Raw genomic sequence first — 26,524 nt, 5'->3', positions numbered from 1 at the left:
GCAGATTCTCAGCCGATTGCCAGCGAATAGGTGGGACTGGTCACGTTACTGGAGCGTGTACTCGGGATAGTAAGGACTGTGACGACGTTTCTCTATGGAAGGCGGCCGAGCCGTGCGCGTACTCGTTCTGGGCGGTGACGGCTACCTAGGGTGGCCCACAGCACTGCACCTCTCCGATCGCGGCCACGACACGGCCGTTCTCGACAACCTGGCCCGCCGCGGGTACGACCGCGAGCTGGGCGTCCAGAGTCTGGTCCCGATCCAGGATCTCGAGGCCCGGACGGCGGCCTGGGAGGAAGTCTCCGGCCAGAAGATCCCGGCGTACGTCGGCGATCTGCTCGACGCCGACTTCGTCTACCGGGTACTGCGGGAGTTCGAGCCGGACGCGATCGTGCACTTCGCCGAGCAGCGGGCGGCGCCGTACTCGATGATCGACCGCGAACACGCTGTGTACACGCAGCACAACAACGTGGTCGGCACGCTGAACCTGATGTACGCCGTCGCCGAGACCAACCCGGACATCCACCTGGTCAAGCTCGGCACGATGGGCGAGTACGGCACGCCGAACATCGACATCGAGGAAGGCTGGCTGGAGGTCGAGCACAACGGCCGCAAGGACCGGATGCTCTACCCGAAGAAGCCCGGCTCGTTCTACCACCTCAGCAAGGTGCACGACTCGCACAACCTCGAGTTCGGCTGCCGGATCTGGGGGATGCGCGTCACCGACCTCAACCAGGGCGTGGTGTACGGGCAGCAGACCGATCAGACCGTGCAGGACTCGCGGCTGGCGACCCGGTTCGACTACGACGCGGTGTTCGGCACCGTGCTCAACCGGTTCGTCATCCAGGCCGTGCTCGGTGAGCCGCTGACCGTCTACGGCACCGGCGGTCAGACGCGCGGCTTCCTGGACATCCGGGACACCGTCGAGTGCATCCGGCTCGCAGTGGAGAACCCGGCCGACGCCGGCGAGTTCCGGGTCTTCAACCAGATGACCGAGAGCTACTCGGTGTCCCAGCTCGCCGAGCTGGTCGCGGAGTGCTTCCCCGGCCCGGTCCAGGTCGAGCACCTGGAGAACCCGCGGGTCGAGCAGGCCGAGCACTACTACAACGTCAAGCACACCGGCCTGGTCGGCCTCGGCCTCCAGCCGCACCTGCTCTCGGAGACCCTGATCGAGTCGATGTTCGACCTCGTCTCCGCCAACAAGGACCGCGTCGACCCAGCAGCCCTGCTACCGACGGTCCGCTGGCAGGGCCCGCTCAAGCAGCGGTAGCCGCCACCAGCAGCGTCGGGACCGCGGCGAGGAAGCGGTCCCGGCGGGCTCGGGCGGCTTGTTCGGCGAGCCAGCCGTCGGCGTCTTCCTTGGTGATGAGCGCCTTCTCGACGGCGGCATTCGCTGCTGCCTTCAGTTGCGTGGTCATTTGTTTGTGGTCGGTGACGACCTCGGTGTGTACGACGACCTCCACGTCGTGGAACTTGGCGTCGAGGAGGACGTCGCGGAGGTCGCGGACCGCTCGTGGGGACACGGTGTGCGACTCGAGTCCGAGGCGGATCACGTCGGTCAGGTCCTGGTCGGAGCTGGTGATCATCACGAAGCCGTAGTCCCGCCCGCCGACCACGATCCGCCCGCCAGGACGCAGTACACGGCGCGCCTCGGCAATCGTCGGGACCGAGTCCTCGAGTAGATGGAACAGCCGCATCGCGCGGTACCCGTCCATCGACTCGTCCTCGAGCGGCAGGTCGTCGGAATGTGCCACGTGAAACATTGCCCCGGGCGCCCGCTCCCGAGCGGCCTCGACTGCCTCCGGATCGGCGTCGATCCCGGTCACCTTCAGGCCCTTGCGGGCCAGCTCGGCGACGGCGTACCCCGCTCCACAACCGACATCGACGCAGGTCGCGCCGCGTTTCAGCCTCAGCAACCGGTACGACGCAGCCCGCAGCTCCGCCGCACCGGACCGTTCCTCGACCGGCTCCAGAAAGCTCATGACCCTACGCTGCAACTTCAGGTCCACCTGAAGTCAACAGGGCTAGTCCATAGAGACCTTGTCGAACGTCGTGGTGGTGTAGCGGACGTCGAGGCTGACCTCGTCGCCGACTGCCGGCGGGGCGATCGACGACGGCAGGAACAGCATGCTGGCCTGCATGTGCGGCGGCTCGGCGAACCAGCGCTGCTTGCCCTCGATGGTGAACGGCGACAACGCCATCCCGGCCGCGTCCAGGCTGCCCTTGGCCATCGCGATCGCACGTTGACGGACACTCGCCGCGGCGGTCGGTGCCTCCAGGCCGACGCCGTGCGCCGTACCGCCGGAGACGATCAGGATGTGACCGTCGCCGCTGACCCGGCGCTGCCGGTAGCCGACGCGCTCGCCGCGGCGGACCGAGTGCACGTCGAGGACGGTCGCCCGGACCGACAGCGCACCGCGGTCACCGAGCCACAGCCCGGTGCCCATCCGGAGCTTCACGTCGGGACCGATGTCGGCCAGCTTCTGAGCTGGTACGTGCGACACCCACAGCGTGCCCTTGCGGACGTCGAGCGCCGCCTTCGCCAGCTGCTGGGCCTCGCGCAGGTTGGCCGACGTACCGCCGGCGCCCATCGGGAAGTGCAGCGACCAGCCCTCGAACCGGATCCGGTCGAGCGCGTTCAGCAGCATCGTGTGCCGCAGCTCGCGGGCGCCGATGCCGTGCCGGCGCATCGAGGTCATCACCTCGATCAGCACCCGGCTGCCGGCCGGGATCGAGACCAGGTCGGCCAGCCGGCTGACCGTGTGGACCACGTTCTTGCTCTGCGGGATCTCGAGGAACGGCCGCCACGGCGACAGTACGACGATGTCCTCACGCGGGTCCGGCGGCACCTCGAAGTACGTGCCGACGGCGACCGTCCGGGCGCCGAGGGCGCGCGCCTCGGCCAGCAGCCGGTGGTTGCCGAACCCGTACCCGTTGCCCTTGGCGACCGGAACGATGTCGGGGTTCCAGGTGGAACGCAGGTGGTCACGCCATCGATCGGAATCGACGTGAAGGACTAGGGGCATGGTGTCAACGCCGTCTCATGTAGAGGTCGAATGCGGTGTAGAGCGCCTTGTTCAACGGCAGATCCCACTCACCGACGTACTCGACGGCCTCGCCGCCGGTCCCGGTCTTGAACTGGATCAACCCGACATGCGGGTCGTTCGGGTCCAAGGTGTCGGTGATGCCCCGTAGGTCGTACACGGACGCGCCCGCCGCGAGTGCGTCCGTCATCATGCGCCACTGGATCGCGTTCGATCCGCGCACGTCTCGTTTGGCGGTCGAACTGGCACCGTAGGAGTACCACGAATGACCGCCGACCCGGACCCAGATCGTCGACGCGACCAGGTCGCCCTCGTGATGGGCGTTGTAGATCCGGAAGTCACAGCAGCCGGACGGCTGGTTCGCCATCGCGGCGTACATCTTCTCGAAGTACGGCAGCGGCCGCGGCGTGAAGTGGTCCCGCTCCGCGGTCTCGACGTACAACTGGTGGAAGGCCTTGATATCCTCGGTGCCGCCCTGGGTGACCTCGACGCCGAGCTTCTCCGCCTTCTTGATGTTGCGTCGCCAGAGCTGGTTCATGCCCTTCAGCAGGTCGTCCTGGCTGCGGCCGGCCAGCGGCACCTGGAACACGTACTGCGGTTGCCCGGCGGCGAACCCCTCTGCGACCCGCGGCGGTTTCCAGCCCAGGGTGCGCAGCTGGTTCGTCACGGTCGCGCCGGACGGCTCGATCACGTCCGGGCGTACGTCGCCGAGCTTCGGCTGCTGACCGCCGGCGATGGCGTCCTTGATCGTCTTCGCCGTCCAGCGGCGGGCCGCGACCGGCGGACCCATCCGGATGCCGAACGCGCCGCGCTCCTGCAGGTGCGCGGCCAGCGGGCGCAGGTACGCGCCGAGGTCGATCGCGTCCCAGTCGATCACCGGGCCTTCGGGCAGATAAGCGAGGTACCGCTTCACCTTCGGCATCTGCCGGTACAGCACCAGACCGGCGCCGACCAGCTCGGCCGGATTCGCCGGGTCGTACCAGCCGAGTGACTCCGCCTTCCACTCGCTCTTCACCGCCGCCCACCCCGGGGTCTGCAGGAAGCTGGCCGCCGGCTGCGCCGCGATGTACGCGGCGTGCTCGTCGGCCGAGATGGTCCGGATGCTCAAGTCACTCACGGTCGGTCAGGTTACCGGCCCGGCCCCTGGAACCCCAGCGGACCTGTGCCCTGATCAAACCTGCCAATCGCGATAGGTTCGAGGCAACGGAGGAGGGGGAGATGTGTGCACGTCCGCTGCGAGCTGACGCCCAGCGCAATCGCGAGCAGATTCTGGCCGCGGCGGCGCGGTCGTTCTCGAAGTGCGGCCTGGAGGCGACGCTGGAGGGGATCGCGAAGGACGCCTGCGTCGGCATCGGCACTCTCTACCGGCACTTCCCGACCCGCGAGCTGTTGATCGAGGCCGCGTACCGGAACGAGCTCGCTGCGGTCTGTGACGCGGCGACCGAGCTGCTCGACAAGCTGCCGCCGACTGAGGCGCTGCGCACCTGGATGGACCGCTACATCGATTACATGACCCGCAAGCTCGGCATGGCCGACGCGCTGCGCAGTGTCATCGCCGCCGGTGCGAACCCGTACGCGGAGAGCTTCGAACTGCTGACCGGCGCGATCAAACCGCTACTGGATGCCGCCGTGCTGGCTGGTGAGATCCGCCCCGATGCCTCGGCGGACGACGTACTGGCGGGACTGTGCGGAGTCGCGCTCGCAACCGGAGCCAGGCGGGACCAGGCCGACCGGCTCCTCGACCTGCTCCTCGACGGCCTCCGGTACGGCGCATGAAGGTGGCCTTGGTCACCGGATCCACTTCCGGCATCGGAGCGGCGACGGTACGACGGTTGGCCGCGGACGGGATGACCGTCGCGGTGCACTCGCGATCCAGCCGGTCCGCCGGGGAGGCCTTGGCCGCGGAGCTGGGCGGGTCGTACCACCAGGCCGACCTCTCCGATGACGCGGCGGCGACTGCGCTGGTGCCGGCGGTCGTGGCCGAGCACGGGCATCTCGACGTACTCGTGAACAACGCCGGCATCAGCTGGCCAGTCCCGCACGCTGAGCTCGACGGCCTGACCGCGGACGATTGGCGGCGGCTGCTCGACGTCAACCTGATCGCGCCGTGGCTGTTGTGTACGGCGGCACTCCCGGCGCTGCGTGAATCAGGCGGGTGCATCGTCAACGTGACCAGCCATGCGGGCGTCCGTCCGAAGGGCAGCTCGGTCGCGTACGCCGCATCGAAGGCCGCACTGAACCACGTAACCAAGTTGCTCGCCGCAGCGCTCGGACCGGACGTCCGGGTCAACGCAGTCGCACCCGGTCTCGTCGACACGCCTCTCACCGCATCGTGGACAGAGGCTCAAGACCTGTGGAAAACCACGAGTCCGATGGGTCGCGCGGCTCAACCGTCCGACGTCGCCGACCTCATCTCCGCAGTTGTCCACAACAGCTATCTCACCGGCGAAGTCATCATGTTGGACGGCGGCCTGAACCTGCGCTGATTCTGTCGGTGCCTGCTTCTACGATCGCGGGATGTCTTTGGGTCGAGACTTCCGCCGGTTGTGGGTCGCGTTCACGGTCAGTGCGTTCGGATCGGCGGTAGGGCTCGGCGCGTTGCCTTTGGTCGCCGTACTGGCGCTGGATTCGAGCACGCTGCAGGTCTCGATGCTGGCCGCGTTGTCGGCGCTGGCCGGTGCGGCGCTCGGGTTGCCGATGGGGGACTTCATCGAGCAGCGGCGGAAGCGGCCGGTGATGATCGCGGCGGACCTGGTCCGGTTCGCCGCGTTGGTGTCGGTGCCGATCGCGGCAGCCTTCGGTGCACTGACTTATGCACACCTGTGTGTGGCAGGTGTCCTGCAAGTGGCCGGCCAGATCGCGTTTCAGGCGGCGAGTGGTGCGCATCTGAAGGCGCTGATCCCGGCCGCGGGGCGTGCCGAGGCGAACAGCCGGTTCGAGCAGACCAACTGGGTCTCGCTGAGCATCGGCCCGGTGATCGGCGGCGGGCTGGTCAGTCTGGTCGGCGCGACCATCACGCTGGCGGTCGACGCGGTGTCGTTCCTCGGGTCGGCGATCGGGATCCGGCGGATCCAGCAGCCTGAGCCGGCGCCGGTGAAACGAGAGGGCAAAGCGGACATCACCGCCGGCTGGCGGTACATCCTGCGGCATCGCGGGTTGCGGGCCCTGTTCTGGAACTCGCTGTTGTTCGGTGGGCCGGTGATGCTGACAGCGCCGCTGCTGGCGGTCTTCATGCTGCGCGACCTCGGACTGGCCGCGTGGAGCTACGGGGTCTTTCTCGGCATCTCCTGCATCGGCGGGGTGCTCGGTGCTCGAATGGCGCCGCGGCTCACCCGTCGGTACGGGCTGCACTGGATGCTGCTGGTGTTCGGCGTACTGCGGGCGCCGTGGCTGCTGCTGTTCCCGTTGGCGCCGCACGGCATGGGTGGCTTCGTGCTGCTCACCGTGGCGGAGACTGGCTTGCTGGTTGGCGCGGGTGCGTTCAACCCGTCGTTTTCGACCTACCGGATGGAGGAGACCGAGGACGGCTACATGTCGCGCGTGGTCGGGTCGTGGTCGATCAGCTCGCGATGCGTGCACCCCGCGTTCATTGCGCTCGGCGGGGTGCTCGCGACCGTGATCGGGATGCGCGGCGCGTTGTGGGCGGCGGGGATCTGCTGCACGCTGAGCGCCGTACTGCTGCCGTGGCGCGCTGCTAAACCAGCTGTAGTGCCTGAGCCAGCCTGACGATCGGGCCCATGACTCCGTCGGGCTGACCGTCGAGGTAGTCGGCCGCCTCTTCCGGCGGCAGCACCAGCACCTCGGTGACCTGCTCGCCGTCCTCGGGGTTGGTCGGAGGTTGCTCGATGACGACATCGGCGACGACGTTCGCCCAGTAGGAGACCGGGTGCGGCAGGTGCGGACGGTACGGCGCCGGGCGGCGGTGGTCGGCACGGTGGGCACCGAGCCAGGTCAGCGGACCGGTCAGACGGGCGCCGGCCTCTTCGAGCAGTTCACGACGTACCAGCTGCTCGATCGTCTCGCCGGGCTCGCGGGTCCCGCCGGGCAGAAACCGCCAGCCGATATCGTTGCTACAGACAACGATCCCGCCGGTGGTCCGGCAGACCACGTGGACATTGCTGATCAGTTCGTCCGGCGGTTCGTCGACGGTGAACCGGACATCGAGGTCGCCCCACTCCCAGTAACCGGGTGCGAACAGCTCGGGGAACCGCTCCGCCCAGGTCTGCATAACCTCATTCTGCGCTACGGTCGCGCCATGGAGCAGTCAGACCCCGGGCAGAAGCCCGCCCCGGACGCGGACCCCGGGACCACGCCGGAAGCCGGCGCGGAGACCGAGTCCCAGACCGAGGCTGACGCTCAAGAGGCGAAGCCTGAGCCGAAGACCGAGGCCGAGCTCAAGGCGGAGGCCGAGGTCAAGCAGCAACTGATGGTGATCCGCTTCCTGTGGACCTGCGCCTGGCTGACGGCGCTGGCCGGTGTGTTCCTGCTGACCGGCATGTTCCGTGCCGATGGCGGCTACAGCGTGCTCTCCTGGCTCGGTGCGGTGGTGGCCGTCCTCTGCCTGCTCGCGCTGATCGCCGGGTACGCCGCCTGTGGGCGGGGCAAACTCACCCTGCGGACCCGCCTCCTCGGCCCCTTCGACGTGTTCCAGCTGAGCACCGTGGTCGTGGTGATCGGCGTGATCTGCGGCCTGCTCGTACCGAACAGCAACAACTCCGCCCTCGCCCTGCTTCTCCCGTGGGCGCTGACGTACTGGATGTACGGCCTCGAACGGGCGAAGACGCCTGAGAGCTGAGCCGTCCTACTTGAGGTGCGCCCGCAGGTAGTCGAGGTCGGCCTTCTGTCCGTTGTTCGCGTTCGGGGTCTCGACGACGACCGGGGCGCCGGCGGCCTGCACGACCGCGACGATGTCGGCCGGGTCGATATGACCCTCCTCGAAGTTGCTGTGCCGGTCCGCGCCCGAGCCGAACTCGTCACGTGAGCCGTTCGCGTGCACCAGGTCGATCCGCCCGGTGATCGCCCGCACCCGCTCGACGATCGAGGGCAGCTCCTCGCCGGCCGCGTGGAAGTGGCAGGTGTCCAGGCAGAACCCGACGTTCTCCAGCCGGTCGTTGCCGGACGCCTGCACTGCCTCCCAGAGCCGCGCGATCCGGTCCAGCTGCCGGGCCATCGCGTTCTCGCCGCCGGCGGTGTTCTCGATCAGCAGCGGGACCGGGAGCTCGGCCCGCTCGATGCACTTGCGCCAGTTGTCGAACCCGGCCTCCGGGTCGTCCTCGTCACCGACGTGCCCGCCGTGCACGATGACGCCCTTGACGTCGATCTCGGCCGCCTTGTCCAGCGTCTGCTGCAACAACTTCCGGCTTGGGATCCGGATCCGGTTGTTCGTGTTCGCCACGTTCAACCGGTACGGCGCGTGCACGTAGAGGTCCACGCCCGCGGCGGCGGCCCGGGTCTTGAGCGCCTCCTCGCCGTCGGCGTACGCGAGCTTCGGCGCCTTGTAGTCCTGCGGGTTCCCGAGGAAGAACTGGACCAGGTCGGCACCCCGGTCGGCCGCCTCCGCCAGCGGGTCTTCCTGGTCCACATGCGCACCGAGCTTCACAGTCATGCCACCACCCTAGGACTCCCCGTGGACAGTTCAGGAACCCCATCCGGCGGATCGAGTCACCCTGCGCTCGTCGTCGCTCGGCGGCTGCACCGGCCGGCCCTCGAACTCGGTGGACAGCACGATGTGCGTGTTCATCTCGCCGTGCTCACCGAGCCGTTCGAACAACCCTTCCAGGTGCCGCATCGACGTCACCCGCACCCGCAGCATCGAGCACGAGTTGCCGCTGAGCTTGTGGATCTCGAGCACCTCGGGGAAGTCTTCGGCGCGGGTCGTCTTCAGCAGGCACCTGCCGGTGGTGCAGCGCATCTGGACGAACGCCGACAGCGGCTGCCCGGCCCTGCCCGGGTCCACCTCGGCACGGTAGCCCTTGATCACGCCGGCCTCTTCAAGGCGTCGTACCCGATCGGCGACGGCCGGAGGGGACAGGCTGACGCGCTTGCCGAGCTGGTTGAACGACAGCCGCCCGTCGGACTGCAGTGCAGCCAGGATCTGCCAGTCGGTGGCGTCCAGTTCGCGCTCCTGAAAGGTCATGTCCCCAGAACACCTTTGATATCGGCCCTCCACAAGGCCGGACGCCTTCTTTCGGGCATTCATCGTGACAGTCGGCCTTCCTAGCGTTGTAGGCATGCTGATCCCCGTCGTTCTCGCCGCCGCCCTGATGAACGCCGCGATGGTCGCCGCCAGTGCGGTCAGCGCCATCCTGATCGCCGACGACCTCGGCCCGGCGCTAGCTGGTCTACCGAATACCGCAGGTGTGCTGGGCACAGCTGCCGGCGCCATGGCCGTCGGTCGGTGGACCACGCGGCTCGGCCGGGCTCAGGCGCTCCGCACCGGGTACGGCGTGGGTGTCGCCGGGGGAGCGTCGACCGTGCTGGCCGCCGTGGGCGCGCCGCTCGCACTGCTGTTCGTCGGCATGTTCCTGCTCGGTGTGGGCAACGCATCGAGCTTGCTGTCGCGGTACGCCGCAGCAGACGGCGTACCGCATGATCGCCGGGCACGGGCGATGAGCACGGTGGTCTGGGCGAGCACGATCGGTGCAGCGGCCGGACCGTTCCTGATGGCGCCGTCGCAGACCTTTGCCTCGCGATTTGGTCTGCCTGCGATCGCAGGGCCCTTTCTGCTCGCTCTCGCCGCAGTCTTCTCCGCACTAGTCGCGTCGACGTACATCCGGCGTACTCGCTCGACTGCCACACCACAGGTGCGTCAGGAGTCCTCTGGTCGACCTGTGCTGCTGGCTGCCGGTGTGATGATCGTGGGGCAGTTGGTGATGGTGTCTGTGATGACAGCTGTCCCTGTCCACACGCATCTGCACCACGACGGTCTCGGGCTGCTGGGGGTGATGCTGTCTGTCCACACCCTGGGGATGTTCGCGTTGTCCCCACTGACTGGCTGGGGCATCGACCGGTTCGGGGCGCGGGCGGTGACGCTCGCCGGACTCGTTGGTCTGCTGGCTGCCGCAGTACTGGTTACCCGGACCGGCCTGGTCTTCACGCCGGCGCTGTTCGTGCTCGGCTACGCGTGGAACCTCTGCTATCTCGGTGGGAGCGCCCAGTTGGGATCGGCGCAGCTGGAGAGCCGGGTGGAGTCGTCGATCTGGACCGTTTCGGCGCTGGCCACCGCCTCGTCGCCGTGGCTTTTCACGCTCGGAGGGTTCCCGATCCTGGCGGCGATCTCGCTCGTTCTCGCCGTACCGTTGCTCGTGCTGGTTGTCCGTCGCGGTGAGCGCGCCGTCGTACCACAGTGACGCAGAGTCATCGGAATAGGCCTGTGGATATGGTCTAGAGGCTGTCCGGACGCTGGTATTCTCTTGGTTGTGGCCCGGTCCATCGACCGGGCTCATTGCTTGGCATCGGCGGCAAGTGCCGGTGTCGAGCGTCCGCATCGCCCTCCTGCCACGGAGAGACCGTGGCCGCCAAGTCCGAAGGAGGTGGAGTTCGCGCATGCGTCGTTATGAAGTCATGGTGATCCTCGACCCTGAGCTCGATGAGCGCACCGTAGAGCCGTCCATCGACCAGTACCTGAACATCGTCCGCAAGGAAGGTGGCACGGTCGAGAAGCTCGACATCTGGGGTCGTCGCAAGCTTGCCTATGACGTGAAGAAGAAGTCCGAGGGCATCTACGCCGTCGTCGACCTGACCGCCGAGCCGGCGGTGGTGAAGGAGCTCGACCGTCAGCTCACGCTGAACGAGTCGATCCTGCGCACCAAGGTCATCCGTCCGGACCAGCACTGAGCCTGGGGTCGTCAGCAGCCATCGGTACTGTCGGCACCAGCCGGTACCAATAGCTGTAGACACAGCCACACCCGATAGCAGGAGGAACGGCAATGGCAGGCGAACCACCCATCACCCTGATCGGAAACCTGACGGGTGATCCGGAACTGCGATTCACGCCCTCGGGCGCCGCGGTGGCGAATTTCACCATCGCGTCCACCCCGCGGACCTTGGATCGGCAGAGCAACGAGTGGAAGGACGGGGAAACCCTCTTCATCTCGTGTGCGGTGTGGCGTCAAGTGGCCGAGAACGTGGCCGAGTCCCTGACCCGAGGTTCTCGTGTTGTCGTGCACGGTCGGCTGAAGGCACGAAGCTACGACGACCGTGATGGGAACAAGCGCACCGTTTTCGAGTGCGACGTCGAGGAGATCGGCGCGAGCATGCGCTACGCGACGCTGAAGATCTCCAAGACCTCGCGCTCCGACGGCGGCGGTTTCGGTGGTGGCGGCAATCAAGGTGGTGGCAACCAGGGCGGGGGCAACTCCGGTGGTGGCTTCGGCGGCGGCCAGGGTGGCGCCCCGCAGAACGACCCCTGGGCGACCCCGCAAGGTGGCGGCAACCAAGGCGGTGGCGGCCAGGCCGCTCCACAGAACGACCCCTGGGCCAGCCAGGGCGGCGGCTCGATGGAGGAGCCCCCGTTCTGATCGGCCCGCAATTCCGTTAGTGACCATTCCGGCATCCGTGCCGGGCTCTGAAGTAGGGAGAGCACCACAATGGCCAAGATCATTCGGAAGCCCAAGAAGAAGGTTTGCGGCTTCTGCAAGGACAAGGCAACGTACGTCGATTACAAGGACACCGCGCTGCTGCGCAAGTTCATCTCGGACCGCGGCAAGATCCGCGCCCGCCGGGTGACCGGGAACTGCGTGCAGCACCAGCGCGACGTCGCAACCGCTATCAAGAACGCTCGTGAGGTGGCCCTGCTGCCCTACACGAGCACTGCTCGCTGAGGGAGGCGCGGACCATGAAGCTCATCCTGTCTCAGGAGGTCGAGGGCCTCGGGGCTCCCGGCGACATCGTCGAGGTGAAGGACGGCTACGGCCGGAACTACCTCGTCCCGCGCGGCCTGGCCATCGGCTGGACCCGCGGTGCCGAGAAGCAGATCCAGACGATCAAGCGGGCGCGTGACGCCCGGGCGATCCAGGGCAAGGAGCACGCGAGCGAGGTCAGGAACCAGCTCGAGCAGCTCACCGTGACCCTGGCCGTCAAGGCCGGTGACACCGGCCGGCTGTTCGGCTCGGTCACCCCGGCCGACATCGCCACGGCGATCAAGTCCGCCGGCGGTCCGCTGGTCGAGAAGCGCGCGATCGCGATCGCGTCGCCGATCAAGACCACCGGCAAGCACCAGGTCGCAGTACAGCTGCACCCCGAGGTGGCCGCCACGGTCCGCCTCGAGGTCGCTGCCGTCTGACACCCGCCGTACACGCACAAGGCCCGCGTTCCCCTTCCGGGGACGCGGGCCTTGTCGGTCGTTGCCGCGGGCATCCTTACTGCGGCTCCTTGACGGTCGGCCAGGCGACCGGCTGGGGTTCGGAGTTGCCGGCCCCGGTGTCGTCCGGCTCCTCCGCCGCAGGCCACTTCACCGGCGCCGGCTCGGCCGCCTCGCCGCTGCTGTCCGGCGGGGCCACCGTCGGCCAGGCGGGCGGCGAGGGCTCGTTGTCCTCCGCGAACGCCGACACCGACGGCGCCAGCAGTACGCCGACCGCCATCAGCGCACCCGCCACCCGGGCCAACCTCCGTGCTGGTCGGCTCATTTCTTCGCCGGGTCCAACGCGTAGAGGACGGAGCCGAAGACGACGATCGCGTGGTTGCCGGCCAGCCCCCACGGCCGGGTCGGCGCGGGGTTGAGCGCGTGCCGCGGCCGGCCCGGCGTCATCACGTACTCGGTGCTGTTGATGCGGCCGTAGATCAGCGAACCGGTGATCGACTCCGGCTGGAAGTCGGGGACCATGGTGACCCCGTGGGTCGAGAAGTTGATCAGGCACTCACCCCAGGCGGCGATCCTGCGGTTCGGGTCGGGCACCCAGTCCCAACCCTCGACGTCGCCGCCCTTCGACCGCGGGCAGACCGCGGCGAGCTTGCCGCTCGCGGTCGACTGCACCGCCGGGATCACCTCGTCGGGGTTGCTGGTCGACCACATCACCAGGGCGTAGTCCGGGCTGGCTGCCAGCACCCGCTGGATCGCGGTCGCGCCGCCCGGCTTCTGTGGCTGCACCGTCTGCAGGGGCTTGTCCGGCTGGCTCCAGAAGAGCGGGCCCTTGTACAGCGACATCAACGCGCGATCGCCCTCGGCGAGCAGAATGGTCGACCATCTCGGCTGATTGGGGACGGCCTTGAGCTCGCCGCCGGACACCACCATCGCCCCGCCGGTGCTGCTCAGCGTGACCAACGGCGACTTGCCGAAGAACTGCACCTGGGCCCCGTCGGGCAGCGCGATCTGCTTCGACTCCGCGCCACCGCCCGGCCAGTAGATCAAGGAGTCCTGGGTCGTGAGCGCGAGCACGAGCTTGGAGTCGATCGTCGTGTAGACCGGGTTCTCCGCATCCTTCGGCACGTTGTCCTGCCACAGCACCTTGCCGTTGCTGTCGAACACCGCGACCTTCTGGTCCGTCGTCAGGATGGCGACCTCGGTGCCGTCCGGCTTGATCGCGGGGTTGGTGCCGTCGGCGAGGTCGACCGTCCAGCTCGCGTGCGTCGAGTAGCCGGGCGGCACCGTCGCGGGCGAGTACTCGCCCGGGGCGACCGAGGGCCCGGGCAGCGACGGCAGCGTCGGCGACGTCGTCGCAACCGGCTTCTTGTGCAGGTTGGGCTTGATCACGGCGACGAACACGATGGTGCCGATGAGCAGGACGCAGGCCACGACCATCGCCACGACGATCGGCCAGATCGGCTTCTTGCCGCCGCTGCCGCGGCCCCGGGCGGCGTCGGCGTCGACCGCCTCGACCTGGCCGTCCGGGTGGATGACCAGCGGCCAGGAGGCGCCGTCGGACTCGACCGCCGTCGCCTTCACCGAGCGGCCGAGCTGGGCGGCCCGCTCGGCCACCAGCTGGATCGCCGCCTGTCGCGGATCGTGGTGGTTGATCGGGTGACTGCGGCCGGCGATCTTCACTTCGGCGTTGTGGTCGTCGTACAGCCGAATCGTTACCTTCGGCCAGGAGGGAATCTTCTCAGCCACGATGACCTCTCATTCCCGCCACAGATCTCCCTCGCTCATCCGACTCCGACGTCCTCGTTCTAGCATGTCCCCCGCACGAGGCATGCCAGGGAATCCGGGCACGCAGAAACCACACGGGCCCGGCGGCTCGACTGACCCCGACAAGGGGGTAGAAACATCCTCGCCTGTGGATGGGTCACGAAAGTACACCCGGGAAGCGAGAGAATACTGTGGGCGACAGCCTGTGACGCACCGCGAGAGGAGGGGCCATGACGCAGAACCCGTGGACACGAGAGCAGGATCCGGGTCCGCAGGCACCGTCGGCAGCCCCTACTCAGCCGGACATCACCCCGCGGGGGCCGTCCGCCCCGCAGCACGGGGTGCCGGCGCCCGCGGAGGATCAGCGCCTGCCCAAATTCGCGATCCCGGTCGCGGACACACTGTGGTGGGTCGGTGTGCACGGCGGCGCCGGCGAGTCCACGATGTCGCTGCTGCTTCCGGGCACCCGGGCGGCCAGCCACCGTTGGCCGATTCCGCCGCCACCCGTTCCGACCCCGGTGATCCTGGTCGCCCGGACGCACGGGTCGGGTCTGCGTGCCGCGCAACGAGCCGCGATCGAGTGGGCCTCGGGCGTCGTCCAGGGAGTCGCCGTGCTCGGCCTGGTGCTGATCGCGGACGCTCCGGGCCGGCTGCCCCGCGTGCTCGACGACTTCGCCGACATCGTCGGTGGAGGTGTTCCGAGAGTCTGGGACATCCCGTGGATCGAGGAGTGGCGCCGAGGGGAGGCTCCCACGCCTGACAACACCCCGGACGAAGTTTTCGAAGTACTTGAATCCATCTACGCTCTTCGCGCGTCAAACCCAGCGGACTACCCCGCCCCGTACTGAAAGGTACTTACGACAATGATGTTGCTACACCACCTGGTTACCGAGCTGCCCAACGTGCTGCCGAACGCGGCGGAGCCGCCGCCGGAGGTCCGGGACAAGCTCCAGACAGTCGTCGACTGGGTCAAGTGGATCGCGTACCTGATCTGTGGCCTCGGCATCCTGATCGCCGGCGGCATGATGGCCGTCGGTCAGCGCCGTGGTGAAGGTGGCGAGCACGCCGCCCGGCTCGGCTGGGTTCTGGCGGCCTGCATCGTGATCGGTGCGTCGACGGCCCTCGTCGACGCCCTGAGGTGATCCTGGCCCGCGTCGACCTGCTGGGAGGCTGATCGCAGGTGGGACTGTTCAGCAGGAACCCGGACTCCGGCGACGACGCCGACGCCGACGGCGAGAAGACCAGCTTCCTCGAGGAGCGCGGTTTCATCGCGTCGGCGATCGTCGTCGGAGCCGTGCTGATCTGTCTGGTGGTCTGGTTCATGACGAGTCGCGGCTCCGGCTCGCCGGCGGCCAACCCGAGCCAGTCACCGAGCACGATCGTTCCTACCGGACAGCCCACTGACGAAGAGCCGACCGATCCGCCCGCCACGGCGACGGAGCAGCCGACCTCCACGCGGACTCCACCGCCACCGCCGAACAGCCACACCGGCGGCTGCCACGACCCCAACCCGGCTCAGGCGATCCCGCGGGTCGCCGCGCCACCCGCGGTCACGTGGCAGTTCGAGGGCGAGATGCTGATCCCGATCCAGGCGGCGAGTGGGCCTGCGGCCACCAGCGCTGGCGGCATCCGCTCCTGCTTCGCGCACTCCCCGACGGGTGCGGTGCTCGCGGCGATGGTCCTGCTCGGCCAGATCCAGAACCGGTCCGTCGGCCTCGCCGTACTGCGCAGCCGGGTAATGGCCGGTTCGGGGCGGGACGCGGCGATCGCTGCGGCCAAGAACGGGGCCGAGACGCCCGAGACCGAAGCCGGCGTGGTCCAGTTCGCCGGCTTCAAGGTGCTCTCCTACCCGCCGAACGCGACCACCGCGATCATCCAGGTCGTTGCCAGCCTGGACAACAAGGCGTACGGCGCGATGCCGATCACCATGCAGTGGTCGCACGGCGACTGGTACGCCGTACTGCAGGACGACGGCACCTTCAACGGTTCGGTCGAACCGGACATCCTGTCCAGTCTCAGTGGCTACGTTAGGTTCAGTGGTGCGTCATGATCGCCCTCGGATGCTCGCGCTGGATCTGGGACTGGGACGACTGCTTCCGGGAAGGCCTGCAGACCGCGATCGAGTGGGCCTTCGGCAAGTTCTTCGACTTCATCTTCCAGGCGATCGCCAACATCGTCGTGAGCGCGGTCGAGGCGGTGCTGAAGGCCGTCGGCCTGCTCTGGGTCTACATCAAGATCCCGAACGCGGAGCAGACCCCGATCTCCTGGGTGCAGGACCACACCAACTTCATCATGGCGTTCATCGCCACCCTCTCGGTCATCTTCGCCGCGATCCAGATGGCGTTCTCGCACCGCGGCGAGCCGGTCCGGGAGATCCTCAAGTCGCTGCTGACCCTGGCCGTCGTGACGGCCGGCGCGACGGCCTTCGCGTGGACGCTGATCTCGGCCGCGGACGACTTCTCGGCCTGGATCATCGACCAGGCGCTGAAGGCGAACGGACACAGCTTCGCCAAGAACCTGGCCGACATGATGACCGACCCGCTGAAGAGTCCGACCGAGGAGTTCGGCTGGCTGCTGGTGATCTTCGTCGGCATCCTGATGGTGTTCACCTCCATCGTCCAGCTGGCGCTGATGATCGTCCGCTACGGAATGCTCGTGCTGCTGGTCGGTGTGCTCCCGCTGACCGCGGCCGCGACCAACACCGAGATGGGGATGATGTGGTTCAAGCGATCTCTCGGCTGGCTGGCCGGATTCATCATCTACAAACCGGTCGCGGCGCTCATCTACGCGACCGCGCTCTACCTGATGTCGACCCCGACGTCGAAGGACGCGACGCCCGGTACGTCGCAGACCCTGAAGATCATCATGGGCGTGACGATGATGATCGTGGCAGTCGTCGCGCTGCCGGCCATTCTTCGCTTCGTCTCGCCGAGGACGTCCTGACATGATCCCGCTCAGCGTCCTCGACTGGGCGATCGATCTGATGAAGAAGGCCCTCGAGGTCGTCCTCGCCCCTGTTATGGAAGCGGTGATGAAGTTCGTGTTCCAGCCAATCCTCGATGCCATCGCTTCGGCTGTCGGGACCCTCATGAGCACGATCGCGACGTTCTGGATCTACGTACCGACGCCCGACGTCGCGGGCGCCGACGGGAAGCCGGCCAACGGCACGGTCAGCTGGATCTGGCAGCACACATCGTTCATCGCCATCTTCATCGCCGTCATCGGGCTGATCGTCGGTGCCATCCAGATGGCCTGGACCCAGCGCGGTGAGTCGGCTCGCGAGCTGCTCCGTTCGCTGCTCACCCTCGCCGTCGCAGCGGCGTTCGCGGTCGCCGTCGCGCAGGTGCTGATCAGCGCGAGCGACATCTTCTCCAGCTGCATCGTCAGCACCGCACTGGATTCGCACAATGCCCCGTGGGTCGAGGGCTGTCAGCACATTGCCTCGGGCGACTCGAAACACTTCGGCGACGTGATGGCGACGGTGCTGGGCTTCGGTGCGGTCGCAGCCCTCGCCGGGTCGCCGCTGCTGATCGGGATCATGATCGCGGTCGGCATTCTCACCGTGGTCGCCAGCATCATCCAGGTTGTGCTGATGGTCGTCCGCAGCGCCATGCTGATCCTGCTGCTCGGCGTCCTGCCGATCGCGGCCGCCGCGACGCACACCGAGATGGGCCGGAACTGGTTCAAACGAATAATCTCCTGGCTGCTCGCCTTTATTCTGTACAAGCCGGTGGCGGCGATCGTCTACGCGACCGCCATCCGCCTCGTCACGAACAACGGCTCTCCGCTGAAGTTCGACATCTCGCACCCGGAGGACATCGGCAGCCTGGTGATGAACGTGGTCACCGGCCTGACGATGCTGGTGCTCGCGCTGTTCGCCCTGCCGGCCCTGATGCGGTTCATCGTGCCGATGGTCTCGGCAACCGCCGGCGCGGCCGGCGCCGGTGCGATCGCGGCCAAGATAATGCCGGGGATGGACAAGCTCGGCGACATGGCGAACAAGTCCGCCCAGGAGGGTGGAGACGAAGGCGGCGGTGGCGGCGACGGCCCGAGCGGCGCGCAGAACGTCGGAAGAGCTCCGCAACAGGCGCCGAGCAGTGGCCCCAGCGGCGGTGAAGGGGCCGAGGCCGGTGAAGCTGCCGGTGGTGGTGAAGGTGCTGCTGCGGCCGCCGGTGGCGAAGGTACTGCGGCAGCCGGCACCGCCGGTGCGGCCGGCGGGACGGCAGCCTTGGGACCGGCAGCGGCTGTGGCTGCTCCGATCGTCATCGGGGTCGGCGCCACCAAGGCCGCCGGCACCACAGCTGCGCAGGAGACGCTCGACGGCGGCGATGCCGCCTCCGCGAACAGCGGTGGTGGAGGCGGCGGTGGCGGTGGCAGCCCGAGTGGCAGTGGCGCCCCGAGTGGCGGCCAGGGACAGCAGAGCGGCGGAGGTAACCCGCCTCCGCCTCCACCTTCGTCCGGCCCCAGCGGCAGTGGCGGAGGCGACCAACCACCAGTGGACGGACCAAGTGGCAGCGGCTGACAACGTACGACGCGCACCTCGCACCTACGGCAACTGGCGGCAGCCCACCTCCGCGGGCATCGCCGGCCTGGGCATGCTCGGTACGGCGATCATGATGGGCGGCCTGCTGCTCGTCGTCATCGCCACCATGTCCGGCGGTCTGCCCGCGGCGATGGTGACGCTGGTGATCGTCGGTGGCGTGCTGCTGCTCCTGATGACGAAGGACAAGCACGGGCAGTCAACGCTGCAACGGATCTCGACCCGCATTGGATGGCAACGAGCAAAGATGGCGAAGCACAACATCTACCGTTCCGGTCCGCTCGGTCGGACCGCCTGGGGCAAGTTCCAGATCCCCGGCCTGGCCGCTCCCTCCCAGCTGAGCGAGTACCAGGACTCCTACGGGCGCCCGTTCGCCCTGCTCTACTACCCGACCACCCGGCACTTCACGGTCGTCATCAACGCGGAGCCGGACGGCGCCTCGCTGGTGGACGAGGACCAGGTGGACGTGTGGGTGGCGCACTGGGGCCAGTGGCTGGCCTCACTCGGTCACGAGCCGGGCATCGTCGCGGCCTCGGTGACTGTGGAGAGTGCGCCGGACACCGGTATCCGGCTGCGCCGTGAGGTCGGCAACAACATGATGGACGGCACGCCGGCGATCGCCCGCGCGATGCTCACCGAGGTCGTGCAGACCTACCCGGAGGGATCCGCACTGGTCTCGGCCCGGGTCGCGCTGACCTTCAAGGGAACCGACCGGAGCGGCAAGCGGCGCAAGGAAGACGACATGGGCCGCGAGCTCGCGGCCCGGCTGCCCGCGCTGACCCAGAGCCTGAACGCCACCGGCGCGGGTGCGGCCCGGCCGGTCAACGCGCAGGAGCTGTGTGAGGCGGTCCGGATCGCGTACGACCCGGCGTCCGCCTCGCTCATCGACGAGGCCCGCGGCCAGGGCATGCCGCCCGAGCTGCAGTGGACCGATGTCGGCCCGGCTGCCGCCCAGGCGTTCTGGGACAAGTACCGCCACGACTCCGCCTGGTCGGTGACCTGGCAGATGTCGCAGGCGCCACGTGGTGAGGTGTTCTCGTCGGTGCTCTCGCAGCTGGTGGCGCCGCACGCCGACATCGACCGCAAGCGCGTCACGCTGCTCTACCGCCCGCTGGACGCGGGCACCTCGGCCCGGATGGTGGAGGCCGACAAGCGCAACGCGTCGTTCCGCGCCACCACGTCGGCCCGGCCGTCCGCGCGCAGCCTCGCCGAGGCACGCGCCGCCGACCGGTCCGCGCAGGAGGAAGCCCGCGGTGCGGGTCTGGTCAACTTCGGCATGATCGTGACCGGCACCGTGATGACCGCGGAGCAGATCCCGGACATGATCGCCGCCGTCGACAACCTGGGCGCGACCGCGCGCGTCCTGCTCCGGACGGCGTACGGCTCGCAGGACTCCGCGTTCGTGGCCGGCTTGCCGCTGGGCGTCGTACTGCAGAGCCACCTGGCAGTTCCGGCCGGGCTGCGAGAATCCCTATGATCGAAGCAGGCACAGTGACAGCTGGGGAGTCACAGTGAGCGACAAGAAAAAGAAGCCGGTCGACCCGAGCAAGCGGGGCAAACGGCCGATGCCGCGGGGCTGGCCCGGCCCGGGCGGCGGCTACTCGACGTACCTGCAGGCGCCGCAGGAGTGGCGCGGTACGACGGTGCAGGTCTGCGGACTGTGGCCGTTCGGGGCCGGCACCGGCAGCCCGATGGTCGGCGTACCGATCGGGCGGAACATCCTCTCCGGCGCGACCATGTGCTGCGACCCGATCAGCTGGTTCATGCGGGCCAAGCTGATCTCGAACCCGTCGATGTTCGTGCTCGGCAAGCCGGGTCTTGGCAAGTCGACGATCACCCGGCGGATGGCGCTCGGCCTCGCCGGGTACGGCGTCATGCCGCTGGTCCTCGGCGACCTGAAGCCCGACTACAAGGACCTGATCGAGGCCCTCGGCGGCCAGGTCATCCAGCTCGGTCGTGGCCGCGGCCACCTGAACGTGCTCGACCCGGGCGAGTCCCGCCAGGCCGCGCTCCGGCTGACCGGCAAGGCCCGCGAGGCGATCCAGGCCGACGCGCACGGTCGCCGGCAGACGATGGTGTCGGCGCTGATCTCGATCATGCGCTCGCAGCCGCCGAACGACCGCGAGGAAACCATCCTCGACGAGGCGCTCAAGGTCCTCGACGAGCGATTCCAAGGTACGCCGGTGCTCCGCGACCTGCTCCAGGTCGTTCAGGACGCCCCGGACCGGGTCCGCAACGTGGCCCTGGACCGCGGCAGCCTGGACCGGTACCGGCAGATCACCGAAGGACTCGAGGCGTCGCTGATCGGTCTGGTCGGCGGCGGCCGGCTCGGTGAGATCTTCTCCGAGCAGACCGACAACCCGATGCAGCTGGACCGGCCGGTCGTGTTCGACGTGTCCAACATCGACGACTCCGAGACCAGCCTGCAGGCCGCCGTACTGCTGGCCTGCTGGTCGTACGGGTTCGGCGCGGTCGCGGTGTCGCAGGCGCTCGCCGATGCCGGCCTCGAGCCGCGGCGGCACTACTTCGTCATCCTCGACGAGCTGTGGCGAGTCCTGCGGGCCGGCGGCGGCATGGTCGACCGGGTCGACGCTCTGACCCGTCTGAACCGGCAGCGTGGTGTCGGGATGGCGATGATCTCGCACACGATGTCCGACCTGCTCGCGCTCGAGCACCCCGAGGACCGGATGAAGGCGAAGGGATTCGTCGAGCGGTCCGGCATGGTGATCTGCGGCGGTCTGCCCCGGGCCGAGATGGAGAACCTGACCGAGGTCGTGCCGATGTCGCAGGAGGAGCAGAACATGCTCATCGGCTGGCAGGACCCGCCCGCGTGGGACCCGGCCACCGGTCAGGAGGCCGCGCCACCCGGCCGAGGCAACTTCCTGGTCAAGGTCGGCGGCCGCCCGGGCATCCCGGTGCACGTCGGCCTGACCTCGGTCGAGCGCGAGATCAACGACACCAACAAGCTGTGGAGGACCGGCGAGGACGGCAAGCCGCTGAAGGTGGAGGTCGCACCGGACGGCACCGAAGCGGTCGTCGGTGAGTACAGCCTGGACGATCCGGCGATGCTGCCGCCGCCGGACCCGACTACCCGTGTGGTCGCCCCCCTGGGAGTTGACGAGTAATGGCTCAAGGCAAGAAGAGCACCGGACCGGGTGGACTGTCACCCGAGACGATCATGATCTTCGCCGGCGTCGGCCTGCTGGCGCTGGTCGTGTTCTCGATGTGGGGCGCGCTGAAGCTCGCCTCGCTGATGAACGGCTCCCGCGTGGTGGGGAACCCGTTCGACGCGATCGTCGACCTGATGAAGGGGAACCTGGACTGGTCCGGCGCGGCGACCGGCGTCCTGATCCTCGAGCTCGTGGTGCTGTTCGGCGCCGCCGGCGGCGTGTGGTGGACGCTACGGAACCGGCAGGCCTCGGTCGGCCGGGTCGACCGGCAGGCGCAGCTGATGTCGAAGCGGTCCGAGATCTACAAGCTCACCCGCGAAGGCGCGCAGGAGAAGGCGAACCAGCTCGGCGCCGGGCACGCGGGCCCGGGCATCCTGATCGGCCGGACCGTTCGGGACAACCTCGAGGTGTTCGGCAACTGGGAAGACATGCACGTCGACATCTGGGGTCCCCGAACCGGTAAGACCACCTCGCGGGCGGTGCCGGCGATCCTGGACGCGCCCGGCTGCGTCGTCGCCACCTCCAACAAGCGGGACATCGTCGACGCCACCCGTGGTCCGCGCACGGAGAAGGGCCCGGTCTGGGTGTTCGACCCGCAGGAGGTCTGCGAGGAGCCGAACACCTGGTGGTGGAACCCGCTGAGCTACATCACCGACGAGACCAAGGCGCGTGAACTGGCCGAGCACTTCGTCGCGTCACAGCGCCAGGTCGGCGCCCAGACCGACGCGTTCTTCGACGCCGCCGGTACGGACCTGCTGGCCGGCCTGTTGCTCGCCGCAGCGGTCGCGAAGCGTCCGATCACCCAGGTCTACTCCTGGCTGGCGGACCAGCGGAACGACGAGCCGGAGCGGATCCTGCGCAACACTCCGGGTCTGGGGCTGTCCGCGGACGCGCTGTCCGGTGTCATCAACGCGCCGGACAAGCAGCGCGCCGGTGTCTACGGTACGGCGCAGCAGAGCGCGCAGTTCCTGGTCAACCGCAAGGTCACCCGCTGGGTCATCCCGAGCGGGCCGAACGACGACCGCCCGCAGTTCAACCCGCACGAGTTCGTCCGCAAGGGCGGCACGTTGTACAGCCTCTCCAAGGAAGGCGCCGGTACGGCGGGACCGCTGGTCACCGCGCTGACGGTCGCCGTCGTCGAGGCCGCCGAGCAGTACGCACGCGGTTGCCCGATGGGCCGGATGCCCAGCCCTCTGGTCGGCGTACTCGACGAGGCCGCCAACGTGTGCCGGTGGAAGAACCTGCCCGACCTGTATTCGCACTTCGGTTCCCGCGGCATCGTGCTGATGACGATCCTGCAGTCGTGGGCGCAGGGCCAGGAGTGCTGGGGCGACCACGGCATGCAGAAGCTCTGGGGTTCGGCCAACATCCGGGTGTACGGCGGTGGCGCGGCGGACGCGTCTTTCCTGGAGAACCTGAGCAAGATGATCGGCGACTACGACATCAGCTCCAACTCGGTGTCGTACAACGAGGGCAAGCGCGGTACGAGCCAGCAGGTCCAGCGGCACAACATCATGGAGGTCTCGGACCTCGCCTCGATGCCGCCCGGGCGCGCGGTCGTGTTCCCGTCCGGTATCCCGGCCACGCTGGTGAAGACGGTCCCGTGGTTCACCCGGCCGGACGCCGGTGCGGTCAAGGCGTCGCTGGCGAAGTACGATCCGGGAGCGGGAGCGGGCGCCGTACCGGTGAGCAACAACCCGTGGGTGGCGGCAGCCAACGGCGGGCAGGCGGCTGCGCCGCAGCGCGGTCCGGACCGGCCGGTCTGGGAGCAGAACGAAGGGGACAACCGAGGTGGATGGTGAACAGGAGCTCTTCTACCCGCACGTTGCGGCGTTCGTAGAAGACCGGCTGATCTACCTCTACACCCGGCGGCTCGGGCAGCAGTTCATCTGGTGCCCGGAGTGGTACCGGCACGCGGAGGCGCTCAGCCGGCTCGACTCGATCTGGCGTGCGTGGGAGCACCTGCGGCTCGACCCGGCGACCGGTATGTCGGTCTGGTGGCGTGACCACGCGGACCCGCACATGATGGCGCTGCTCGACCCGGACGGCGCGTTCGCCGCCTGCCGGAACAACCAGCACACCGACTACCCGATCCCGCCGCTGCCGGTCCAGGAGCCGCCGTCCGGCCTGTTCTTCGACCAGCGCCAGCCCAACATCCGCGGCATCTGAAGTGTGGCGATGGGGCAACCTGCTGCTGGCGTTCCTCGTCGAGCTGGTTGCCTTAGGCATCTTTGCCTGGTGGGGCTGGGAAGTTGACGGTACGACGTGGGCCCGATGGCTGCTCGCCATCGGGCTGCCGTTGGTGACCGCGGTCGTCTGGGGGCTCTTCGCGGCGCCGACCGCGACCCGCGGTACGCCGGCCGTGCGCTGGATCGTGAAGGTGCTGGTCTTCGGCCTCGCGGGTGCCGCCCTCTGGAGCCTGGGGCACCCGCTGCTCGCCGTCGTCTTCGTCGTGGTGGTCGCAGCAAACCTGCTGATCATCCACACCCAGAAGCTGCAGCCTTAGCGCTACATGTCCAGGTCGATGCCGGTGTCCCGGCGTTGCTCCTGCTGCTTCTTCTTCTGCCTACTCCGCGGACCCCGGGCAAGGAGGCGGGCCCGGGGGAGCTGAGCCTCGGGGGCTTCCAGGGGTGGGTTCTGGACCGCTCCGTTGGCGTCCGCTTCCGGCTGGCGGGCGTCGCGGCGGTGATCCTCCGCCGACTCCTCGTACCCGTCGGCTCGGCGATCGTAGGACTCGGCGCGCCGGGCCTCGATACCGCTGGCGCGTTCGTCGCGCCGGCCGCTCGCGGCCAAGCCGGCTGCGCCGCGCTCATCGGGGTGCGCCTCCGCCTCGTCCAGCTTGTGCCTGCCGCGGGCGAGGTCGCCGACGGAATGCTGCACCTCGGTAGTGGCGCGTTCGCGGTAGCGGCGGCTGGCCTCCTCGTCGACGTGCGCGAGCTCGAGCGCGCGGATCGTCTCCGCAGTGGCGTCGAGGCCGTTGCGATCGCGGAGCTCCAGCCGCTCCAGTTCGTCCTTGGCGGCGAGCTCGACCCGTTCGGCACGAGCGGCGTCGTCCGCTTCGTCGAAGCGAGCCTGCTCGTCCTCCTCGTCGCGGAGCTTCGCCGCCTCCTCCGCCAGGTCGTGGGTCGGAAGCTTGTCGGCCTCCGCTCGAGCCTGGGCGGCTCGCCGCTCACTCTCGGCCTCGGTGTCGTCGTCGCGCTGTTCGGGCACGAGCTCGACCAACGGGTCGTCGGGGGTGTCGGGCATGCCGCTCCTTTCCTTCCGCTCCACGATGCCGCACCGTGGGGTCAGCGGGTAGCCCCAGTGACCAGCCAGGCGTCCCGGCGTTCGCGGGTGGTCAGCGTGAGCAACCGCAGCAGCATGTACCCACCGAACGCCCACCAGAGCGCGACGATCCCGCCGCCCAGCCAGAGCACCGCCAGAGCGAGCGGCACGTACAGCACGAGCGCGACGACCCCGGCCAGAGCGAGGTACCGCCCGTCGCCCGCGCCGATCAGTACGCCGTCCAGTACGAAGACGACCCCGTTCACCGGCTGCCAGAGTGCGGAGACGATCAGGATGGCCGCGAGCGTACGCCGTACCTCCGGATCGCTGGTGAACCACGGGACGTAGATGTCGCGCAGCCCCCACAGCGCCAGGCCGCCGATCAGGCCGGAGAACAGTCCCCACCACATCATCCGGCGGGTGATCGCGCGGGTGCCCGCCACGTCACCGGCGCCGAGCGAGCGGCCGGTGAGTGCCTGCGCGGCGATCGCGATCGCGTCCAGGGCGAGGGCCAGGAACGACCACAGTGTGAACGCGACCTGGTGCGCGGCGACCGACGTCGTACCCAGTGCGGTCGCGACGAAGGTCAGCAGGATGATTGCTGCCCGCAACGTCAGCGTCCGGACGATCAGCGGCACGCCCATCTGCGCGGACGCCAGGATGCCGGGGCGGTCCGGTCGCAGCTTGGCGCCGTCGCGGCGGGCGCCGCGGACGACGACCACCACCAGCGCGATCCCGGCGCCGGTCTGGGCGAGCGCCGTACCCAGCGCGGAGCCGGCGATGTTGAGGTGGAGGCCGTAGACGAGCAGGACGTTCAGTCCGATGTTCGCGAGGTTGGCGGTGATCGCGACGACCATCGGGGTCTTGGTGTCCTGGAGCCCACGCAGTACGCCGGTGGCCGCGAGCAGGAGCAGCATCGACGGGATGCCGAAACAGGAGATCCGGAGATAGGTCACCGCGTAGTCGGCCACCTCGGCCGACGGGTCGAACGCCGCGATGGCCTGCGGGGCGAGGGCCAGTCCGAGCAGCGCGAGTACGACGCCCAGTAGCAACGCCAGCCAGAGTCCGTCGATGCCTTGGGCGAGCGCGCCCTTGTGATCGCCGGCGCCGATCCGCCGGGCGACCGAGGACGTGGTGCCGTAGGCGAGGAACACGCAGACCCCGACCAGGGTCTGCAGGATCGTGCCGGCGACGCCGAGCGCGGCGAGTTGCGGCGTACCCAGGTGGCCGACGATCGCGGAGTCCGCGAGCAGCATCAGCGGCTCGGACACCAGGGCGAAGAACGCAGGGACGGCCAGCCGGAGGATCTCCCGATCCTGTTCGCCCACCCATCGTCTGCGTCTCACCGGAGCGAGGTTACCCAGGCCGGCTCGGGCGCGCCGAAATTCGTCTCAGACTTTTTCTTCTCCACAGTTGTGCACTGGAGAAAGCGCAGGTCAGG

Annotated in this window: 30 protein-coding genes; 20 read left to right on the top strand and 10 right to left on the bottom strand. The window is 68.5% G+C overall.

The window, feature by feature from the left end; all coding sequences use genetic code 11:
• The first annotated feature begins 112 nt into the window (after window positions 1–112).
• Window positions 113–1,270, top strand: a complete 1,158-nt coding sequence (locus EV650_RS23010; protein WP_134121093.1) for an NAD-dependent epimerase/dehydratase family protein — start codon at window positions 113–115, stop codon at window positions 1,268–1,270.
• On the opposite strand, the gene EV650_RS23005 is transcribed toward EV650_RS23010, so the two are convergent.
• The 3 genes from EV650_RS23005 to EV650_RS22995 are packed head-to-tail and all read right to left on the bottom strand — an operon-like array spanning window position 1,257 to window position 4,161.
• Entirely contained in the window at window positions 1,257–1,982 is a 726-nt protein-coding gene (locus tag EV650_RS23005; RefSeq protein WP_134121092.1) for a methyltransferase domain-containing protein, read from the bottom strand. The two genes, EV650_RS23010 and EV650_RS23005, sit on opposite strands and share 14 nt — an antisense overlap.
• A gap of 42 nt (window positions 1,983–2,024) precedes the next feature.
• A complete protein-coding gene (locus EV650_RS23000) occupies window positions 2,025–3,026 on the bottom strand; it encodes an alanine racemase (RefSeq protein ID WP_134121091.1) in 1,002 nt (333 codons plus the stop codon).
• Window positions 3,027–3,030: 4 nt separating this feature from the next.
• Window positions 3,031–4,161 (bottom strand): lipid II:glycine glycyltransferase FemX, encoded by a 1,131-nt coding sequence (locus EV650_RS22995; protein ID WP_134121090.1) that lies wholly within the window; start codon window positions 4,159–4,161, stop codon window positions 3,031–3,033.
• 101 nt (window positions 4,162–4,262) lie between these two features.
• On the opposite strand from EV650_RS22995, the gene EV650_RS22990 reads away from it, so the two are divergent.
• From EV650_RS22990 to EV650_RS22980, 3 genes are read left to right on the top strand one after another with little or no spacing between them, the layout of a single operon-like run.
• On the top strand, window positions 4,263–4,820 hold the full coding sequence (locus tag EV650_RS22990; protein ID WP_134121089.1) for a TetR/AcrR family transcriptional regulator: 558 nt from the start codon (window positions 4,263–4,265) through the stop codon (window positions 4,818–4,820).
• On the top strand, window positions 4,817–5,530 hold the full coding sequence (locus EV650_RS22985; protein ID WP_134121088.1) for an SDR family NAD(P)-dependent oxidoreductase: 714 nt from the start codon (window positions 4,817–4,819) through the stop codon (window positions 5,528–5,530). The genes EV650_RS22990 and EV650_RS22985 overlap by 4 nt, the downstream gene beginning before the upstream one ends.
• Window positions 5,531–5,561: 31 nt before the next feature.
• On the top strand, window positions 5,562–6,770 hold the full coding sequence (locus tag EV650_RS22980; RefSeq protein ID WP_134121087.1) for an MFS transporter: 1,209 nt from the start codon (window positions 5,562–5,564) through the stop codon (window positions 6,768–6,770).
• Here EV650_RS22980 and EV650_RS22975 read toward each other — a convergent pair.
• Complete coding sequence (locus tag EV650_RS22975) at window positions 6,739–7,272, bottom strand: NUDIX hydrolase (RefSeq protein WP_134121086.1); 534 nt, start codon at window positions 7,270–7,272, stop codon at window positions 6,739–6,741. The genes EV650_RS22980 and EV650_RS22975 overlap by 32 nt on opposite strands.
• A 27-nt stretch (window positions 7,273–7,299) precedes the next feature.
• Here EV650_RS22975 and EV650_RS22970 point away from each other — a divergent pair, with 27 nt between their 5' ends.
• A complete protein-coding gene (locus EV650_RS22970) occupies window positions 7,300–7,839 on the top strand; it encodes a cytochrome b family protein (RefSeq protein WP_166678240.1) in 540 nt (179 codons plus the stop codon).
• 6 nt (window positions 7,840–7,845) lie between these two features.
• On the opposite strand, the gene EV650_RS22965 is transcribed toward EV650_RS22970, so the two are convergent.
• Window positions 7,846–8,649, bottom strand: coding sequence for a deoxyribonuclease IV (locus EV650_RS22965; protein ID WP_134121084.1), 804 nt, complete (start codon window positions 8,647–8,649; stop codon window positions 7,846–7,848).
• A 30-nt stretch (window positions 8,650–8,679) separates the two neighbouring features.
• On the bottom strand, window positions 8,680–9,180 hold the full coding sequence (locus tag EV650_RS22960) for an Lrp/AsnC family transcriptional regulator (RefSeq protein WP_134121083.1): 501 nt from the start codon (window positions 9,178–9,180) through the stop codon (window positions 8,680–8,682).
• A gap of 94 nt (window positions 9,181–9,274) precedes the next feature.
• Between EV650_RS22960 and EV650_RS22955 the strand changes: the two genes are divergently transcribed.
• From EV650_RS22955 to rplI, 5 genes are all read left to right on the top strand, one after another.
• Entirely contained in the window at window positions 9,275–10,393 is a 1,119-nt protein-coding gene (locus EV650_RS22955; protein ID WP_134121082.1) for an MFS transporter, read from the top strand.
• 196 nt (window positions 10,394–10,589) lie between these two features.
• Entirely contained in the window at window positions 10,590–10,880 is a 291-nt protein-coding gene (gene rpsF / locus EV650_RS22950) for a 30S ribosomal protein S6 (protein ID WP_130386399.1), read from the top strand.
• A gap of 92 nt (window positions 10,881–10,972) precedes the next feature.
• Window positions 10,973–11,563: a single-stranded DNA-binding protein gene (locus EV650_RS22945; protein ID WP_134121081.1), complete on the top strand. Its 591-nt coding sequence runs from the start codon at window positions 10,973–10,975 to the stop codon at window positions 11,561–11,563.
• A gap of 69 nt (window positions 11,564–11,632) precedes the next feature.
• Window positions 11,633–11,866, top strand: coding sequence for a 30S ribosomal protein S18 (gene rpsR / locus EV650_RS22940; protein WP_012924539.1), 234 nt, complete (start codon window positions 11,633–11,635; stop codon window positions 11,864–11,866).
• A 14-nt stretch (window positions 11,867–11,880) separates the two neighbouring features.
• Complete coding sequence (gene rplI, locus EV650_RS22935) at window positions 11,881–12,327, top strand: 50S ribosomal protein L9 (protein ID WP_134121080.1); 447 nt, start codon at window positions 11,881–11,883, stop codon at window positions 12,325–12,327.
• 76 nt (window positions 12,328–12,403) lie between these two features.
• On the opposite strand, the gene EV650_RS22930 is transcribed toward rplI, so the two are convergent.
• On the bottom strand, window positions 12,404–12,640 hold the full coding sequence (locus EV650_RS22930) for a hypothetical protein (RefSeq protein ID WP_134121079.1): 237 nt from the start codon (window positions 12,638–12,640) through the stop codon (window positions 12,404–12,406).
• A 26-nt stretch (window positions 12,641–12,666) separates the two neighbouring features.
• Complete coding sequence (locus tag EV650_RS22925) at window positions 12,667–14,091, bottom strand: hypothetical protein (protein ID WP_134121078.1); 1,425 nt, start codon at window positions 14,089–14,091, stop codon at window positions 12,667–12,669.
• Between the two features lie 248 nt (window positions 14,092–14,339).
• Here EV650_RS22925 and EV650_RS22920 point away from each other — a divergent pair, with 248 nt between their 5' ends.
• From EV650_RS22920 to EV650_RS22875, 10 genes are read left to right on the top strand one after another with little or no spacing between them, the layout of a single operon-like run.
• The gene (locus EV650_RS22920; RefSeq protein ID WP_134121077.1) at window positions 14,340–14,957 is read left to right on the top strand and encodes a DUF6668 family protein; all 618 of its coding nucleotides are present in this window, start codon (window positions 14,340–14,342) and stop codon (window positions 14,955–14,957) included.
• A gap of 15 nt (window positions 14,958–14,972) precedes the next feature.
• Window positions 14,973–15,251 (top strand): conjugal transfer protein TrbC, encoded by a 279-nt coding sequence (locus EV650_RS22915; RefSeq protein WP_134121076.1) that lies wholly within the window; start codon window positions 14,973–14,975, stop codon window positions 15,249–15,251.
• A 38-nt stretch (window positions 15,252–15,289) separates the two neighbouring features.
• Entirely contained in the window at window positions 15,290–16,159 is an 870-nt protein-coding gene (locus EV650_RS22910) for a DUF8175 domain-containg protein (protein WP_134121075.1), read from the top strand.
• Complete coding sequence (locus EV650_RS22905; protein ID WP_134121074.1) at window positions 16,156–17,052, top strand: TrbL/VirB6 family protein; 897 nt, start codon at window positions 16,156–16,158, stop codon at window positions 17,050–17,052. The genes EV650_RS22910 and EV650_RS22905 overlap by 4 nt, the downstream gene beginning before the upstream one ends.
• A 1-nt stretch (window position 17,053) precedes the next feature.
• Window positions 17,054–18,631, top strand: coding sequence for a TrbL/VirB6 family protein (locus tag EV650_RS22900; protein ID WP_134121073.1), 1,578 nt, complete (start codon window positions 17,054–17,056; stop codon window positions 18,629–18,631).
• Window positions 18,618–20,126, top strand: coding sequence for an SCO6880 family protein (locus tag EV650_RS22895; RefSeq protein WP_202874834.1), 1,509 nt, complete (start codon window positions 18,618–18,620; stop codon window positions 20,124–20,126). Before EV650_RS22900 ends, EV650_RS22895 begins: the two co-directional genes overlap by 14 nt.
• 34 nt (window positions 20,127–20,160) lie before the next feature.
• Window positions 20,161–21,774 (top strand): putative type IV secretion/conjugal transfer ATPase, encoded by a 1,614-nt coding sequence (locus EV650_RS22890; protein ID WP_238174394.1) that lies wholly within the window; start codon window positions 20,161–20,163, stop codon window positions 21,772–21,774.
• Window positions 21,774–23,621: a type IV secretory system conjugative DNA transfer family protein gene (locus EV650_RS22885; protein ID WP_134121072.1), complete on the top strand. Its 1,848-nt coding sequence runs from the start codon at window positions 21,774–21,776 to the stop codon at window positions 23,619–23,621. The genes EV650_RS22890 and EV650_RS22885 overlap by 1 nt, the downstream gene beginning before the upstream one ends.
• The gene (locus EV650_RS22880) at window positions 23,611–23,988 is read left to right on the top strand and encodes a DUF4913 domain-containing protein (RefSeq protein ID WP_134121071.1); all 378 of its coding nucleotides are present in this window, start codon (window positions 23,611–23,613) and stop codon (window positions 23,986–23,988) included. The genes EV650_RS22885 and EV650_RS22880 overlap by 11 nt, the downstream gene beginning before the upstream one ends.
• 1 nt (window position 23,989) lies before the next feature.
• Window positions 23,990–24,325, top strand: a complete 336-nt coding sequence (locus tag EV650_RS22875; protein ID WP_134121070.1) for a YrdB family protein — start codon at window positions 23,990–23,992, stop codon at window positions 24,323–24,325.
• 2 nt (window positions 24,326–24,327) lie between these two features.
• On the opposite strand, the gene EV650_RS22870 is transcribed toward EV650_RS22875, so the two are convergent.
• Window positions 24,328–25,065 carry a hypothetical protein gene (locus EV650_RS22870; protein ID WP_134121069.1) on the bottom strand — a complete coding sequence of 246 codons (738 nt, stop codon included), beginning with the start codon at window positions 25,063–25,065 and terminating at the stop codon, window positions 24,328–24,330.
• 41 nt (window positions 25,066–25,106) lie between these two features.
• A complete protein-coding gene (locus EV650_RS22865; protein WP_238174393.1) occupies window positions 25,107–26,429 on the bottom strand; it encodes an MATE family efflux transporter in 1,323 nt (440 codons plus the stop codon).
• Window positions 26,430–26,524: the final 95 nt, after the last annotated feature.

Source organism: Kribbella kalugense (genome assembly GCF_004365875.1).
GTDB lineage: Bacteria > Actinomycetota > Actinomycetes > Propionibacteriales > Kribbellaceae > Kribbella > Kribbella kalugense.
The sequence above is the reverse complement of the archived record's forward strand: the minus strand, read 5'-3'. Positions and strand labels throughout refer to the sequence as shown.